The 17,038-nt window shown below is 58.7% G+C and carries 13 protein-coding genes; 12 read left to right on the forward strand and 1 reads right to left on the reverse strand.

The window, feature by feature from the left end; genetic code table 11:
* The first annotated feature begins 66 nt into the window (after positions 1–66).
* The 10 genes from BM267_RS09965 (at position 67) to BM267_RS10010 (ending at position 14,157) form a co-directional block, all read left to right on the forward strand.
* Entirely contained in the window at positions 67–3,630 is a 3,564-nt protein-coding gene (locus BM267_RS09965; RefSeq protein ID WP_074779706.1) for an indolepyruvate ferredoxin oxidoreductase family protein, read from the forward strand.
* A 24-nt stretch (positions 3,631–3,654) separates the two neighbouring features.
* A complete protein-coding gene (locus tag BM267_RS09970) occupies positions 3,655–4,836 on the forward strand; it encodes an isovaleryl-CoA dehydrogenase (RefSeq protein WP_074779708.1) in 1,182 nt (393 codons plus the stop codon).
* A gap of 27 nt (positions 4,837–4,863) precedes the next feature.
* Positions 4,864–6,471, forward strand: coding sequence for a carboxyl transferase domain-containing protein (locus BM267_RS09975; RefSeq protein WP_074779710.1), 1,608 nt, complete (start codon positions 4,864–4,866; stop codon positions 6,469–6,471).
* Positions 6,472–6,530: 59 nt separating this feature from the next.
* Positions 6,531–7,325, forward strand: a complete 795-nt coding sequence (locus BM267_RS09980) for a gamma-carboxygeranoyl-CoA hydratase (protein WP_074779712.1) — start codon at positions 6,531–6,533, stop codon at positions 7,323–7,325.
* Positions 7,326–7,372: 47 nt separating this feature from the next.
* Positions 7,373–9,334 (forward strand): acetyl/propionyl/methylcrotonyl-CoA carboxylase subunit alpha, encoded by a 1,962-nt coding sequence (locus BM267_RS09985; RefSeq protein ID WP_074779714.1) that lies wholly within the window; start codon positions 7,373–7,375, stop codon positions 9,332–9,334.
* A complete protein-coding gene (locus tag BM267_RS09990) occupies positions 9,331–10,239 on the forward strand; it encodes a hydroxymethylglutaryl-CoA lyase (RefSeq protein ID WP_074779716.1) in 909 nt (302 codons plus the stop codon). Before BM267_RS09985 ends, BM267_RS09990 begins: the two co-directional genes overlap by 4 nt.
* Before the next feature lie 36 nt (positions 10,240–10,275).
* Positions 10,276–10,974 carry a CoA transferase subunit A gene (locus tag BM267_RS09995; RefSeq protein ID WP_074779718.1) on the forward strand — a complete coding sequence of 233 codons (699 nt, stop codon included), beginning with the start codon at positions 10,276–10,278 and terminating at the stop codon, positions 10,972–10,974.
* Between the two features lie 2 nt (positions 10,975–10,976).
* Positions 10,977–11,627 carry a CoA transferase subunit B gene (locus BM267_RS10000; protein WP_074779720.1) on the forward strand — a complete coding sequence of 217 codons (651 nt, stop codon included), beginning with the start codon at positions 10,977–10,979 and terminating at the stop codon, positions 11,625–11,627.
* Positions 11,628–11,756: 129 nt separating this feature from the next.
* Positions 11,757–12,938, forward strand: coding sequence for an acetyl-CoA C-acetyltransferase (locus BM267_RS10005; protein WP_074779722.1), 1,182 nt, complete (start codon positions 11,757–11,759; stop codon positions 12,936–12,938).
* Between the two features lie 292 nt (positions 12,939–13,230).
* Positions 13,231–14,157 carry a quinone oxidoreductase family protein gene (locus tag BM267_RS10010; protein ID WP_074779724.1) on the forward strand — a complete coding sequence of 309 codons (927 nt, stop codon included), beginning with the start codon at positions 13,231–13,233 and terminating at the stop codon, positions 14,155–14,157.
* Between the two features lie 99 nt (positions 14,158–14,256).
* Here the strand turns inward: BM267_RS10010 and BM267_RS17005 are convergent, their stop codons facing one another.
* Positions 14,257–14,625, reverse strand: coding sequence for a 2Fe-2S iron-sulfur cluster-binding protein (locus BM267_RS17005; RefSeq protein WP_407920273.1), 369 nt, complete (start codon positions 14,623–14,625; stop codon positions 14,257–14,259).
* 154 nt (positions 14,626–14,779) lie between these two features.
* Between BM267_RS17005 and BM267_RS10020 the strand changes: the two genes are divergently transcribed.
* Positions 14,780–15,721 (forward strand): Rieske 2Fe-2S domain-containing protein, encoded by a 942-nt coding sequence (locus tag BM267_RS10020; RefSeq protein ID WP_074779729.1) that lies wholly within the window; start codon positions 14,780–14,782, stop codon positions 15,719–15,721.
* Positions 15,722–15,742: 21 nt separating this feature from the next.
* Positions 15,743–16,780 (forward strand): aromatic ring-hydroxylating dioxygenase subunit alpha, encoded by a 1,038-nt coding sequence (locus BM267_RS10025; RefSeq protein WP_074779731.1) that lies wholly within the window; start codon positions 15,743–15,745, stop codon positions 16,778–16,780.
* Positions 16,781–17,038 lie beyond the last annotated feature (258 nt).

Consider the following 17,038-nt stretch of genomic DNA (forward strand, 5'->3'; position numbering starts at 1 on the left):
CCAGTCAAGCCGTACTACCGTGCATTGCAGTAGCCATAAACAGAACAAGACAGGTAATCATCAGCCATGGGAACTTCCCTCTCGCTTGACGACAAGTATACGCAGATAAGCGGCAATCAACTGATGACTGGAATCCAGGCGCTGGTCCGGTTGCCGCTTATGCAACGCCAGCGGGACCTGGCTGCGGGGCTGAATACCGCGGGCTTTGTCTCCGGCTATCGTGGCTCGCCTTTGGGCGGTTTCGATCAGCATCTGTGGCGCGCTCGGGAATACCTGAAAGCGAGCCACACCCATTTCCAGCCAGGCGTTAACGAAGAGCTGGCCGCCACCTCAATCTGGGGCACCCAGCAGGTCAACATCTTTGAAGGCGCCACCTATGATGGCGTTTTCGGCATGTGGTACGGCAAGGGCCCGGGCGTGGATCGCTCTGGAGACGTCTTCCGGCATGCCAATGCGGCTGGCACCTCGAAGTTCGGTGGTGTACTGGCCGTTGCCGGTGACGACCACGGTGCCCGTTCCTCTTCATTGCCGCACCAGACAGAACATATATTCAAAGCTGTGATGATGCCGGTGCTGGCACCTTCCGGCGTGCAGGAATATCTGGATTACGGTATCCACGGCTGGGCGATGTCCCGTTACTCCGGCTGTTGGGTGGCGCTGAAAGCCGTCGCCGATACCGTTGAAAGCGCAGCGATTGTCGATATCGATCCATTCCGCGTCGAGTCGATCATTCCCGACTTCCAGATCCCAGAAGGCGGCCTGAATATCCGCTGGCCCGATCCGCCGCTGGCCCAGGAACAGCGCCTGCTCGAACACAAGCTGTATGCCGCCCTGGCCTACGCCCGTGCCAACCGCATCGACCGCGTGGTCATGGACTCACCCAACGCCCGCATCGGCATCATCACCGCAGGCAAATCCTACCTGGACGTGTGCCAGGCGCTGGAGATCCTCGGCATCGATGCCAAACAGGCCCAGCAGATGGGTCTGCGCGTTTACAAGGTGGGTATGGTCTGGCCCCTTGAAGCCGAAGGCGTGCGCCATTTCGCCGAGGGGCTGGAAGAGATCATCGTGGTGGAAGAAAAACGCCACATGATCGAGTACCAGATGAAGGAAGAGCTGTACAACTGGCGCGAGGACGTACGGCCACGCATCGTCGGTAAGTTCGACGATAAGGGTGAGTGGAGCATGCCCCACACTGATTGGCTGCTACCGGCCATCAGTGAGCTGACGCCAGCGCATATCGCCCGCGCCTTGGCCAAGCGGATTCTACGCTTGCGTCCGAACGACAGATTGCAGAACCGCTTGCAGCAACTCGAAGCACAGCTCGCCACTAAGAACGTATTGGGCGCGCTGATGGACCGGGTACCTCACTACTGCTCGGGCTGTCCACATAATATCTCTACCAAGGTACCGGAAGGCAGCCGGGCGCTGGCAGGTATCGGCTGTCACTACATGGCCGCGTGGATCTATCCGCAAACCCAGACCTTCAGTCAGATGGGCGGGGAAGGCGTAGCCTGGATTGGCCAGGCGCCGTTTACCACCACCAAGCATGTATTCGCCAACCTGGGCGACGGTACCTACTTTCATTCCGGCATCCTGGCAATTCGCGCTGCTGTCGCTGCCAAGGTGCAGATTACCTACAAGATTCTGTATAACGATGCTGTAGCCATGACCGGCGGTCAGCCGGTTGACGGAACCTTGACTGTGCCACAGATCACCCGGCAACTGGCCGCTGAGGGGGTCAAGCGCATTGCCGTGGTGACCGACGAGCCGGAAAAATACGAGTCCGTGAAGAGTTTGGCTGATGATGTGCCAGTCCTGCACCGCGACCAAATGGAAAAGCTGCAGCAGGAGTTGCGTGAGTTCGACGGCGTGTCCGCCATCGTCTACGACCAGACCTGCGCCGCCGAAAAGCGCCGCCGCCGCAAGCGAGGTAAGTTCCCCGATCCGGCGCGCCGGGTGGTGATCAACCAAGCGGTTTGCGAAGGTTGCGGTGACTGCAGCAGCAAATCCAACTGTATGTCCGTGGTAACCGTCGATACCGAATTCGGCCAGAAACGCACTATCGACCAATCATCGTGCAACAAGGACTTTTCCTGTCTGTCCGGCTTTTGCCCAAGCTTTGTAACCGTGGAAGGCGGCGCATTGCGCAAGGCCAAGGCGCTGAGCAACACCGGTGCCGATGAATGGCAGCTGCCAACGCCACCCATGGCCTCACTGGATCAGCCCTACAGCATCCTGGTCACGGGCGTAGGCGGAACCGGCGTGGTGACCATCGGCGCGTTGCTGGGGATGGCCGCCTACATCGAGGGCAAAGGCGTGCTGAATCTGGATATGGCCGGCATGGCGCAGAAAGGCGGCGCCGTGTGGTCGCATATCCGCATCGCCGCAGAGCAATCGCAGCTGCATGCACCGCGCATTGCCGCAGGCGAAACCAGCCTGTTGCTGGGTTGCGATCTGGTGGTCAGTGCCAACGATGAGACCCTGGAAAAGCTCCGCCACGGCGTCACCCACGCCGTGGTGAATTCGGATGAAAGCATCACCAGCGAGTTCGTGCGCACCTTTGCCATGCAGGCCGAGAGTGGCAACCTCGAAGCTCACCCCGACCCCAAATTCCGCACCCAGGCCATGTCGGCGCAGATCGCCGAAGCGGTTGGCGAGGGTCAGTCCAGTTTCCTGGACGCCAGCCACATTGCGACTGTACTGATGGGCGACTCGATTGCCACCAACACCTTCATGCTCGGCTTCGCCTATCAGAAGGGCTGGCTACCGGTCGCACAGGAATCGCTGGTGCAGGCCATCGAACTGAACGGGACGGCAGTCGAGTTCAACCTCAAGGCATTCGATTGGGGGCGCCGCGCCGCCGCTGATTTACCACGCCTGCGTAGCCTGATCAACAGCAACAGCAGCAAAGCCTCAGAGCAACCACTGTCGCAGAATCTGGATGAGATCATTCAGCGCCGTATCACTACCTTGACCGAGTATCAGAACGCCAAACTGGGCGAAAAATACCTGGCCCGCGTGCAGCAGTTCCGCGAGGCTGAAACGCGGATCGCTGGCGAGCCGGGCAAGTTGACCGAAACCGTCGCACGTAACTACTTCAAGGTGCTGGCTACCAAGGACGAGTACGAAGTGGCCCGACTGTATACCAACGGCGATTTCATGAAGAAGATCGAAGCGCAGTTCGAGGGCAACTACAAGCTCAACTTCCACCTGGCACCGCCCATAATGAACAATGCCAAGCCAGGCGAAGAGCCCAAAAAGCGCAGTTTCGGCCCCTGGATGATGCGCAGCTTCAAGCTACTGGCACGCCTGAAGTTCCTGCGTAATTCGGTCATTGATCCCTTTGGCTATACCGTCGAGCGCAAGATGGAACGCGAATGGCTGGCGACCTACGAAGGCATTCTTGACGAGGTGCTCGACAAGTTGACCGCCGAGAAACTGCAAACCGCCGTAGAGCTGGCCAACCTGCCAGACATTGTTCGTGGCTACGGCCCGGTCAAGGAACGCTTTCTGAGTCAGGCCCGCGCCCAGCAAGCCCGGCTGCTATCGGCATTACGCAGTGAGCAGCAAGCAGAGTTTCATGATGCCACCACCAAGAACGCACGCATTCAAGCTACGCAGTTATAAACATAAGAACAGGAGTTGAACGATATGAGCGCTATACCCGGGCTGGACTTCTTCCTTGGTGAAGACATCGACATGTTACGCGATTCGGTTGCCGGCTTTGCGGCCAAGGAAATCGCACCACGTGCCGCCGAAGCTGACCGCACCGACCAGTTTCCGATGGATCTGTGGCGCAAATTCGGCGACATGGGCCTGCTTGGCCTTACCGTAGCCGAAGAATACGGCGGCTCGGGCATGGGCTACCTGGCACACATGATCGCCATGGAAGAAATTTCCCGCGCAGCCGGCGGCATTGGTCTGTCCTATGGTGCCCACTCGAACCTGTGCGTGAACCAGATTCACCGCAACGGCAGCGAAGCACAGAAGCAGAAATTCCTGCCCAAGCTGATCTCCGGCGAGCACATCGGTGCCCTGGCAATGAGTGAGCCGAGTGCTGGCTCTGATGTGGTTTCGATGAAACTGCGCGCCGACAAGAAAGGCGACCGCTACGTATTGAACGGCACCAAGATGTGGATCACCAACGGTCCTGATTGCCATGTGTTGGTGGTCTATGCCAAGACCGATCCCGCAGCCGGTGCCAAGGGCATGACCGCCTTCATTCTGGATACCAATACCCCTGGCTTCTCCGTTTCGCAGAAGCTCGACAAGCTTGGTATGCGCGGCTCGCACACCGGCGAGCTGGTGTTTAACAACGTTGAAATCCCGGAAGAGAACATTCTCGGCGGCCTGGGCGAAGGCACCAAGGTGCTAATGAGCGGCCTGGATTACGAGCGCGCTGTCCTGAGCGGTGGCCCAATGGGCCTGATGCAGGCGTCGATGGATATCATCACGCCCTACATACATGACCGCAAGCAGTTCGGCCAGAGCATCGGCGAGTTCCAGCTCATCCAGGGCAAGGTCGCTGATATGTACAGCACGCTGCAGGCATGTCGCGCCTATCTTTACAGCGTCGGCAAGTATCTCGATGCCATGGGTAGCGGACATGCCCGTCAGGTCCGGAAGGATTGTGCGGGTGTGATTCTCTATACCGCAGAGAAAGCCACCTGGATGGCCGGTGAAGCAATCCAGATTCTCGGCGGGAATGGTTATATCAATGACTACCCTACCGGCCGCATCTGGCGTGATGCAAAACTGTACGAGATTGGCGCAGGCACCAGCGAAATTCGGCGCATGCTGATCGGTCGTGAATTGTTCAACGAGACCCGTTGAAGCGCACCTATAAAAAGAGATGCATCCATGAGTATTCTCAACAGTCAAATCAACCGCAACACGCCGGAATATGCCATTAACTGCTCGGCGATGCAGGCACTCGTGTCCGACTTGCACAGGCTACTGGCGCATGTCGTAGAGGGCGGTGGCACCAAAGCCCAGGAGCGTCATCTTTCGCGCGGCAAACTGCTACCCCGCCAGCGTATTGATGCGCTGCTCGACCCGGGCTCGCCGTTTCTGGAGATCGGACAACTGACTGCTCACGATGTCTATGGCGAAGAGGTACCTGCCGCTGGTTTGATTACCGGTATCGGCCGTGTAGAAGGTATCGAATGCATGATTGTCGCCAACGACGCGACAGTCAAAGGCGGCTCCTATTACCCGCTGACGGTAAAAAAACACCTGCGCGCGCAAACCATTGCCCAGCAGAACCGTCTTCCGTGTATTTATCTGGTCGATTCTGGGGGCGCCAACCTGCCACGCCAGGATGAGGTATTCCCCGACCGCGAACACTTCGGACGCATCTTCTTCAACCAAGCCAACATGAGCGCTCAGGGCATCCCGCAGATTGCCGTGGTCATGGGCTCCTGTACCGCTGGCGGTGCCTATGTGCCGGCGATGGCCGACGAAGCGATCATGGTGCGCAACCAGGCGACTATTTTTCTAGCCGGCCCGCCTCTGGTCAAAGCCGCCACCGGAGAGGTGGTCAGCGCCGAGGATCTTGGCGGCGCTGATGTTCACTGCAAAACCTCCGGTGTAGCCGATCATTATGCCGAGAACGATGAGCACGCCCTAGCCCTGGCCCGCCGCTGCGTGGCCAATCTGAACTGGCGCAAGCAGGGTGAACTGAACTGCCGTGTACCGATCAGCCCACGTTACGCCAGCGAAGAACTGTATGGCATCATTCCAGCCGATGCAAAACAACCCTTCGACGTGCGCGAAGTGATCGCACGCCTTGTCGATGATAGCCAGTTCGATGAATTCAAGGCGTTGTACGGCACCACGCTGGTCTGCGGCTTTGCCCATCTTCATGGACATCCAGTGGCAATCTTGGCGAACAACGGCATCCTCTTCGCCGAGTCCGCGCAGAAAGGCGCGCACTTTATCGAACTGGCCTGCCAGCGCGGCATCCCGCTGCTGTTCCTGCAAAACATCACTGGCTTCATGGTTGGGCAGAAATACGAGGCGGGCGGCATCGCCAAGCACGGCGCCAAGCTGGTGACCGCCGTAGCCTGCGCCCAGGTTCCCAAGTTCACTGTGATCATTGGCGGCAGTTTCGGAGCCGGCAACTATGGCATGTGTGGCCGGGCCTATGATCCGCGCTTTCTGTGGATGTGGCCTAATGCGCGCATCTCGGTAATGGGCGGCGAGCAGGCAGCTGGCGTGCTGGTGCAGGTGAAGCATGAGCAGGCTGAGCGCACTGGCGAGACCTTCAGCGTCGAGCAGGAACAGGCGCTGCGCAAACCGATTCTCGATCAGTACGAGCGGCAGGGCCACCCCTACTATTCAAGTGCGCGGCTGTGGGACGACGGGGTAATCGACCCGGCGCAGACCCGCGACATACTTGGACTGGCGATATCCGCCGCACTGAACGCGCCTATCCTACCGACACGCTTCGGAGTGTTCAGGATGTGATTGCTTCAGCTGCCGCTTCGCGCGGGCGGCCGATTGCCACAACAGGGATTGAGAGAGCCATGACCAGCTTCAAGACAATCGAACTCGAATACAGCGACAACGGCGTAGCCACTCTGTGGCTGAACCGGCCAGAGCGCAACAACGCCTTCAATGCGGAGATGATCAGCGAGTTGCTGACTGCCCTGGACAAGGTTCAGGCCGCAGCAGGGCTGCGGTTTCTCCTGCTGCGTGGGCGCGGCAAGCATTTCTCTGCAGGCGCTGACCTGGCCTGGATGCACGAATGCGCCAAGCTTGATTATCCGGCGAACCTGAGAGACGCCCAAGAACTGGGACAACTGATGGCCAGCCTGGCGCAGCTCAGCCTGCCGACCTTGGCAGTGGTTCAAGGCGCCGCCTTTGGTGGCGCCTTGGGTTTGATCAGTTGCTGCGATATCGCGATTGGCACCAGCGACAGCCTGTTCAGTCTCTCTGAGGTGCGTATCGGTTTGCTTCCCGCCGTTATCAGTCCTTACGTGGTGCAGGCTATCGGCCAGCGGGCGGCGCGCCGCTACGCAATGACCGCCGAGCGTTTCAGCGGCGAACGGGCGCGGGAACTGGGTTTGCTCGCCGAATGTTATCCGACAGAGCAGCTGGACGTAGCGCTACAGGATTGGGTCAACAACCTGCTACAGAACAGCCCTCAGGCCATGAGCGCGACCAAGGCTCTGATGCAGACCGTCAAGCACGGCGAATTGACCGCAGAAGTGCGCAGTTATACCGAAGCCGCTATTGCTGGCATTCGGGTCAGCGTAGAGGGCCAGGAAGGCCTGCGCGCCTTTCTTGAAAAACGCAAGCCGGCATGGCAGCGATACTAAAGACAGTGAACAAAATACAACTTCGCCATGATGTGGGATGAATAAAAATGATCAATACCCTGCTTATCGCCAACCGCGGCGAAATCGCCTGCCGGATCATGCGCACCGCTAGAGAGATGGGCATTACCACTGTCGCCGTACACAGTGACATTGACCGTCAGGCGCAGCATGTCCTGCAAGCCGACATAGCGATCGGCCTTGGTGGCGCGAAACCAGCGGACAGCTATCTGCTGGTTGACAAGATTCTCGCCGCAGCCCACGCCAGTGGTGCCCAGGCGATTCATCCCGGCTACGGCTTTCTGTCCGAGAATGCCGGTTTTGCCCGTGCCTGCGAGGAGCAGGGTTTGATCTTCGTCGGGCCGCCTGCCTCCGCCATCGATGCCATGGGCAGCAAATCAGCAGCCAAAGCCTTAATGGAAAAGGCCGGGGTACCACTGGTGCCTGGTTATCATGGTGACGAACAGGATCTGCAGACCTTCGTAACAGCTGCTGAGCGCATCGGCTATCCGGTGTTACTCAAGGCCACCGCGGGTGGCGGCGGTAAGGGCATGAAGGTGGTTGAGCGCGAGGTGGATATGGCTGAAGCCCTGGCATCAGCGCAACGGGAGGCCCAGTCCTCGTTCGGCGATGCGCGCATGCTGGTGGAAAAGTACGTATTACAGCCCCGTCACGTGGAAATCCAGGTGTTTGCCGACCAGCACGGCAATGCCGTGTATTTGAACGAGCGCGACTGTTCGATCCAGCGCCGACACCAGAAGGTGGTTGAAGAAGCCCCTGCGCCGGGTCTATCCCCCGAACTGCGCAAGGCCATGGGCGATGCCGCGGTGAAGGCCGCCCAGGCAATCGGCTATGTCGGCGCTGGCACGGTGGAGTTTCTGCTGGATGCCCGCGGCGAATTTTTCTTTATGGAAATGAACACCCGCCTGCAGGTCGAGCACCCTGTGACCGAAGCCATCACCGGACAGGATCTGGTTGCCTGGCAGCTGCGAGTGGCCCAGGGCGAAAAGCTCCCGCTGACTCAGGAGCAGGTACCACTGAAGGGACACGCCATTGAAGTGCGCCTGTATGCTGAAGACACCGACAATGATTTTCTCCCGGCAAGTGGTACTCTGCAGTTGTATCGCGAGCCTCCCGCTGGCGAGGGCCGCCGCGTGGACAGCGGCGTTACCGAAGGCGACGTCGTCTCGCCTTTCTATGATCCGATGATCGCCAAACTGATCGCTTGGGGCGAGACGCGGGAAGAGGCGCGCTTGTCCTTGCTGGCCATGCTGCGCGAGACCGTAGTGGTTGGGGTGCAGACCAACCTGAAGTTCCTGACCCGTATTCTGGCCCACCCTGCCTTCGCCCAGGCCGAACTGGATACTGGTTTTATTCCGCGTCATACCGAAAAATTGTTGCCCGCGCCTGAAGCACTCGATGAGCAATTCTGGCGCACCGCAGCGAAGGCCTGGTTGCTGGCAATGCCGGGCGCTTCGTCGGTAGCGCCTGGATCTGGCGCAGCGCAAACCAGCCCCTGGACTGACCTGACCAGCTGGCGCGCCGGGCTGCCCGCGCAGAGTCGCCTGCACCTGCGTTGCGGTGAGCTGGATCAGCCCTTCCCCGCCGTAGACGTGACGGGTTGTTCGTATTGTCCGACGACCCAGACGCTGTTGATCACTGAGGGGCAGCAGACTCGCCTCCATCACGTGTTGATCAGCCATGGTGCCCTGTATCTGCAGTGGCGCGACAGCTGGCACCGGATTGATCGGTTTGACCCGATTGCAGAAGTTAACCATTCCCATCAGCACGCCGGCGGTTTGCAGGCACCAATGAATGGCAGCGTGGTGCGAGTCATGGTCGAGCCAGGCCAACAGGTCGAGGCTGGCGCCGTACTGCTGGTGCTCGAAGCGATGAAGATGGAACACAGCATTCGCGCAGCCGAAGCCGGCACGGTGAAGGCAATCTTCTGCGCCGAAGGCGAGCTGATCGCCGAGGGCACCCTGCTGGTGGAAATGGAGGAAGCGCAATGAGCCTGCCCACCTCGGTCAAACTGGTCGAAGTAGGCGCGCGTGACGGCCTGCAGAATGAAGCCCAGCCGGTCAGCAACACTGACAAGATCCGTCTGATCGACGACCTGAGCAACGCCGGGGTGGGCTACATCGAGGTGGGCAGTTTCGTCTCGCCCACGTGGGTTCCGCAGATGGCCGGCTCACGGGATGTATTCGCCGGGATCCAGCGGCGCGCTGGTACAACCTACGCGGCGCTTACACCTAACCTGAAAGGTTTTGAATTGGCTTTGCACGCCGGCGCTGACGAGGTGGCGGTGTTTGCCGCGGCCTCTGAGGGGTTTTCCCAGCGCAATATCAACTGCTCGATCAGCGAAAGCATAAAACGCTTCGAACCCGTCATGAGCGCCGCAGCCGAAGCCGGCCTGCGGGTGCGCGGCTATGTATCCTGTGTGCTGGGTTGCCCCTACGACGGCGAAATACCCGCCAGCCAGGTGGCCACCGTGGCTCGCGAACTCCACGCCATGGGCTGCTACGAAATCTCCCTGGGCGACACTATCGGCACCGGTACGCCCGGTGCCACGCGCAATCTGTTTGAAACGGTTGCGCAACATATTCCGCGTAATCAACTGGCCGGCCACTTTCACGATACCTACGGGCAAGCGCTGGCCAACATCTACGCCGGGCTGCTTGAAGGCATTCAGGCATTCGACAGCTCGGTTGCCGGCCTCGGCGGGTGTCCCTATGCCAAGGGTGCCACCGGCAACGTCGCCACTGAAGACGTTCTCTACATGCTCAATGGTCTGGGTATCCACACTGGAATAGACCTGGACGCGCTGATTCAGGCCGGCAACCGCATTAGCACCTTGTTGAACCGACCCTCCGGCTCGCGCGTTGCCAACGCCAGAAGCAATCAGCTCGACCAATGACGAAAGACTTTAACGGGAAGAGGAGCATCTATAACAATGAACAAAATCTATCCTAACGCTCGGGAGGCTCTCGCCGGGCTTGTCGATGACGGCATGACGCTGGCGGTCGGCGGGTTCGGGTTGTGCGGTATTCCCGAAGCCCTGATCGAAGCCTTGCGCGATACGCAGAAGAAGCATCTCACTGTTATCAGCAACAACGCTGGCGTTGATGGTTTCGGGCTTGGGCTGCTGCTCGAGTCCCGCCAGATCCGCAAGATGGTGTCGTCCTATGTGGGCGAGAACAAGGAGTTCGAGCGTCAGTATCTGTCAGGCGAGTTGGAACTCGAATTTACTCCCCAAGGCACACTTGCAGAAAAGCTTCGGGCGGGTGGTGCCGGTATTCCGGCTTTTTATACCAAAACCGGTTATGGCACTCTGATTGCTGAGGGTAAGGAATCCCGCCAGTTCAACGGCGAATGGTACGTGATGGAAACCTCGCTGACCGCAGATGTAGCGCTAATCAAAGCCTGGAAGGCCGACAAATCCGGCAATCTGGTGTTCAACAAGACCGCGCGCAACTTCAACCCCCTCGCCGCGACGGCTGGCAAGATATGCGTCGTCGAAGTGGAGGAAATCGTCGAAACCGGCGCACTCGATCCAGATCAGATTCATCTGCCGGGGATCTACGTGCAGCGGATTGTGCTCAATACCAATCCTGAAAAACGTATCGAAAAACGTACCACACGGAGCGCTTGATCATGGCCTGGACACGCGAACAAATGGCGCAACGAGCTGCTCAGGAACTGGCTGACGGCTTCTACGTAAACCTTGGCATCGGGCTACCAACATTGGTAGCCAACTATATCCCCGAGGGAATGGATGTATGGCTGCAGAGCGAAAACGGTCTGCTCGGCATTGGCCCCTTCCCGGAGGAAGACAAGGTCGATCCGGATCTGATAAACGCAGGGAAGCAGACTGTTACCAGCCTGCCCGGCAGCAGCTTCTTCGACAACGCAGACTCCTTCGCCATGATCCGTGGCGGACATATCAACCTGGCGATTTTGGGTGCGATGCAGGTGTCGGAGAAGGGTGATCTGGCCAACTGGATGATCCCTGGCAAGATGGTCAAGGGTATGGGCGGCGCGATGGATTTGGTCGCCGGCGTCAAGCGCGTCGTGGTGCTGATGGAGCACAACGCCAAGGACGGCAGCCCGAAGATTCTCAAGCAGTGCGAACTGCCGCTCACAGGCCTGGGTGTGGTCACCCGGATCATCACCGACCTTGCCGTGCTGGACATTACCGACGCCGGCCTGGAGCTACTCGAACTGGCACCCGGTATCACCGTCCAGGCATTGCAGGAAGCCACCGGCTGCCCGGTATTGACCGAGCAATATCAAAGCAAGTACTAGGCCGCCCTACCAGGTAAGGCTTTACTGGTTTCCGGAGTAGCTGACCAAGCTGCCCTGGGAGTGCTGCCCGTTGAAGGTTTTACGTGGCTTTCCATTGCGGGTAGCCACGTTTTTTTTGGAGAAAAGATCATGCAAGACGTCGTCATTGTCGCAGCAACGCGTACCGCCATCGGGAGTTTTCAAGGCGCGCTGGCCAACGTGCCTGCCGTTGAACTGGGCGCCACCGTTATCCGCTCGTTAATAAGCAGCACCGGCCTGGATGCCAGCCAGGTGGATGAAGTCATCCTCGGCCAGGTGCTGTCTGCCGGCTGCGGCCAGAACCCGGCCCGGCAATCGGCGATCAATGCCGGCCTGCCGTTCAGCACCCCGGCGCTGACGCTGAACAAGCTGTGCGGCTCCGGCCTCAAGGCAGTGCATATAGCCATTCAGGCGATTCGCTGTGGCGACGCCGAGGTCATTATTGCCGGTGGAATGGAAAGCATGAGCCTCGCGCCCTACGTGCTGCCCAAGGCGCGCACCGGCTTGCGCATGGGCCACGCGCAGCTCGAAGACAGCCTGCTGAAAGACGGCTTGATCGACGCCTTCAACGATTACCACATGGGCATCACCGCCGAAAACCTGGCAAGCCAGTATCAGGTCAGCCGTGAGGATCAGGACGCCTACGCCCTACTTTCTCAGCAGCGCGCCAATGCAGCGATAAGCGCCGGACGCTTCCAGGATGAAATCACGCCGGTGATGATTCCCCAGCGCAAGGGCGATCCCGTTGCCTTCGACACCGACGAGCAACCCCGGGCCGATACTTCTGAAGACAGCCTGGCAGGCCTGCGTCCTGCGTTCAAGAAGGACGGCAGCGTCACCGCCGGCAATGCGTCGACGCTGAATGACGGCGCAGCGGCAGTAATGCTCATGACGGCGGACAAAGCGAAGGCGTTGAATCTGCCGGTGCTGGCTCGTATCAAGGGCTATGCCAGCGCAGCGGTGGATCCGGCAATCATGGGTATCGGACCGGTGCCAGCCAGCAATAAATGCCTGAGCAAAGCCGGCTGGTCTATCGCGGAACTGGATCTGATCGAAGCCAACGAGGCCTTCGCTGCCCAGTGTCTGTCGGTCGGCAAGGAACTGGAATGGGACGTGTCAAAGGTCAACGTCAACGGCGGCGCTATCGCCCTGGGTCACCCCATCGGCGCATCCGGCTGCCGTGTGCTGGTTACCTTGATCTATGAAATGGCTCGACGTGATGCCAAGAAAGGCCTGGCGACGCTGTGTATCGGTGGTGGACAAGGTGTCGCGCTGGCAGTCGAGCGCGATTGATCGGAGCGGGCGCTGAGGTTGAGTCGACCAAAGCGCCCATTTCCCCTGTATTGCCGAGCCTGTGACTTGCCTCTTTTAGCGATTCTGACCTTTCTACTCCAGCCTCCGAAATGCCCATGGAGACCAGATCAGAACGCCATAACTCACGCAAGCAACCACACTGGTATTCTTTTGACAGAATGCGAATCTTATTACAGAATACCAGTCTACCTCAGCGCAACGATACATCCTCAAACCGGGCCACTAGCCCAGTCGACTCGCGAACACCGCAGCATCGACAAAGGAGACAATAATGAAAGCAGCTGTCATTACTGAACGCGGCGCAACGCCCGTCATGCAGGAATTCAAGAAACCGACTCCCCAGGAAGGCGCCGTACTTATTCATGTCGATACCGCCGGCCTGGGTGGCTGGGACGTACTCGGGGCCTATCGGCTAGGCGTCGAGTATCCCTGCGTGATTCGCGGCGAAGGGGTAGGCCGCACTGATGATGGAAGACGGGTTTATTTCGGCGAACGCTCAGTGCTTCCGTTTGGCGCTTGGGCGGAGCAAACAGTAGTTCCCGCAGAAGAAGTCTGGGATGTGCCGGACCACATCGATGATCGCACGGCTATTACCATGGGGATCGCGGCCACAGGCGCGCTGGTTCCGCTGGAAGCAGCCAGTATACAGCCAGGTGAAAACGTTCTGATCCTGGGCGGTACCGGCACGCTCGGCCAGATTGCTTTGCAGTTAGCACGCTACCTTGGGGCTGGCAGGGTCGTCGCAGCAGGCCGAAGCGAGAAGGCTCTGGCCCGGCTGACGGAACGCGGTATCGCCGATGCAACAGTCTGTTTGAAAGGCGACGACACTGACGTTGCGGCGCTGAAAAAGGAAGCTGGCGACGGTTTCGACGTGGTGCTCGACCTGGTATGCGGACAGCCCATGCTCAATGCATTAAAAGCGTCGCGCTGGGGCGCCAGGATCATGACCATCGGGACCGGAGCCGGTCGTCAGGTCAATCTCGATATCGCCGATCTACTGTTCAAAACGCTTTCCTGCATCGGCACTGGCCAACGCCCCCCTGCAGACCGCCGCCAGATTTGGGAACGCCTTCTCACCATCGCAACCGAGCAGAACATTTCCGTGGATTATTCCGAGTTTGCCTTTGATGACTCGCCCCAAGCCTGGACGTCCCAGGTCGACGGTCCACACGCCAAGATCTACGCCAAAGTCAGATAGCTAGGTGCGTAACTGGGACGCATTCGGTTGATGATTCCCCCTGGGAAGGACGAGCTTTTTAAGCAGATCCTTCCTTTTTATTTGCGTAATCCCCTGGTTTCAAATCTGCGTTGGTGGAAACGTCACCGCCATCCCCTCATGTTCGGCCTGCAAGGTTACACAGCAGCCCAGCCGGCTCTGGGCAAGCCGGGGAGCCGCGACCCCTTCAAGCATGTCGTCTTCCATGCCATCCATTTCCGGCAACCGATCCAGCCACGACTCGTCAATATAAACGTGGCAGGTGGCGCACTGGCACGCCCCTCCACAATCACCCAGGATCCCTTCCAGACCGTAATTGGCCGCAACTTGCATGAGCGTCTGGCCCGCAGCGGCTTCTACAACCTGTTGACGATCATCTGAAAAATTGAAAATTACAGTTGGCATTGGGGCTCTCCGCGCCTTACGGCTACCGGTAACTGGGTAATTCATGATGCCTTAAGAAATCGCCGATTTGAACATTTTTAAAATATCTGTCTATTTTAATTTGATCAAAATGCCGAGCCAGCCTAAAGTATTTTCAGGCATTTTCCGCAAGGCGAAGGCCGCACATAACACCAAAACAACAATAACGAGGTAAACCCTGATGGTTAATAGCGCTTGGTGGGCTTCGGCTTTATCCGAGGCGGTAAACAATGAAAAGCCCCTGGCAGTTGTCTGCAATGGCGAGGAGCTAGCCCTGTTTCGGGATGGGCAAGGTCAGGCGTTTGCATTGGAAGACCGCTGCCCCCACCGCCGCGTGCCCCTATCCCTTGGCTGCGTTATAGAGAGCGGAATCCAGTGTGGCTACCATGGCTGGACATTTGACGGCGCCAGCGGCGCTTGCACGACGATACCCAACCTGCACGCCAATGAACGAGTGCCTGCCCGATATGCGGCGCGACCCTACCCTGTGGCTGAGCGAAACGGATTTGTTCACGTCTGGTTAGGGGAAGGTGAGCCGAATGAGTCGGTGCCTGCGGCAACTTATCAGCCTGAAGGTTGCGAATATACCGGCGCGGGCACCATCAGTATTCTGCACGAGGAATATCTTGCCGCAATGCTCGATGGGCCCCACTGCCTGATCAGTTTTGACGCGGTAAAGATGACTGACTTCTTTTTGGGCGATCCCCGTCTGCAGGATGACCATCTGGTTCTTGACCGAGGCGCAGTCTGGTCAACCAGGGTGCTGCCGCCGCAGTTCGTTGTCGACTATCCCCTGATCGTCCGTACGTCTGTTCCTGTGCGCGGAGGCGACATTCGCGTTGACCTTCTCACCGAACAGGAAGCGCCGTTGTGCACCGTTCTCATTGCCTCGGGGGCCAACCGACGCGGTACCACCAGTATCTGTTGGCGAGGCTTCCTGCCCCAGAGTGATGTCAGCCACGTACCGCTGCGCTGGAGGGTGGCACGCAAAATGAAACGCCCGCCCTTCCGAGTGCACACTCAGGTTGACGGCAAGCTCCTAGCCGCTCTGCTGGAAGCACCCTCCCGTGATCTGGCAAGGCTACGTGACTCGTCACTAATCCCTCTACGTGCCGCCGTCTGAATGCTGCTAGGAGAATTCAAAATGCACACTGTATCCACCAGCGACACCGCCGCAGGGCAGCGCACCAAGCGTCCCTCCGACTGGACTCCGGTCAATTATGATCTGCACGATACTTGGTTTCCGGTCTCGCACAGTCGCGACGTGACTTCAAGACCCATCCGCCGGATCATCCACTCCCAGCCTTATTTTCTCTGGCGTGAAAACGGTATACCTCAAGCGGCAGAGTTTCATCCATCACGGCTGGCAGCCCTGCGCCACGCCAGCAGCGCCTTCACCGGCGGTTCCGGCAGCTATCCTGTCATCGAACGCTACGGCTATATCTGGGCGTGGTATGGCGACCCCGACCACGCGGATATCCAACTATTGCCCCATATCCCCTTCCTGCCCCTGGACGGCAATATTCCGGGCTACACGCAGCGGACCGTCCGGTTCGACGCCTCATCGGCGCTCTCGGTGGAAAACCTCATCGACCTGACCCACGCCGATTTCCTGCATGCCAATACTATCGGCGACGGCATCTCCGAATCCGACGTCGTCGAAGTGGAATGGACGTCCGAAACGGTAACCAGAACCCGTATGGTCACGCAGAAGTCAGTCGCGCCAGTCATGCGCTGGGTGGGCGGGATACGCGCCAGGTATCAGGATTTCCGTGCGGTGCTGCATATTCATCTGCGCAGCAATGTCTGCATCTCCTACCCACGGTTCCGGCCAGGCTACGACATTCCCAATCTGCAGCCGTTTCTGCCGGTAGGCAGGCATCGCTCGCGTTGCGACGTGACCTTCAATACTACCGCTGCACCCTCCCCCTTTCGCTATCTGATGCCGCGAATCAATTACATCATCCAGCCCCAGGACAACTCGGTGGTACGTCCGCAGAACGAGCGTTATCTAGACGCATCAGACAGGCGTGACCTGCATTCTCGCTTCGATGCGCCTGGCACCCGATACCGTTACCAGATGGAACAACTGGCCGAGCGCCAGCGCCGAGGGGACTTCTCCTATGGCGCTGATGCCGAACCGGGACGTGACATTACTGCATTGCTAGGCATGGATGGCTAACCGCTACGTGCCTAAGTAACCTCTTAAACCGACTGAGCGCCATGAAAGGCGCGTTAACCAGGAGAACCATCCTATGTTTTCACACGTCACTTTGGGTACCAACGACCTATCCAGAGCTCGTATCTTCTACGATTCAGTGCTTGACGCACTGGGTTATGAAAACTGAATCGTACCGGGTTTTATGGAGGCCATTTCGTTTAAGTCAGGCCGCCATGGTCTGACCGGATTGTTGCTGGTAGAAGTTTGCCTCAGCTTCTG

Origin of the sequence: Halopseudomonas bauzanensis (assembly GCF_900114735.1) — a bacterium.
In the GTDB taxonomy this organism is placed as follows: domain Bacteria; phylum Pseudomonadota; class Gammaproteobacteria; order Pseudomonadales; family Pseudomonadaceae; genus Halopseudomonas; species Halopseudomonas bauzanensis.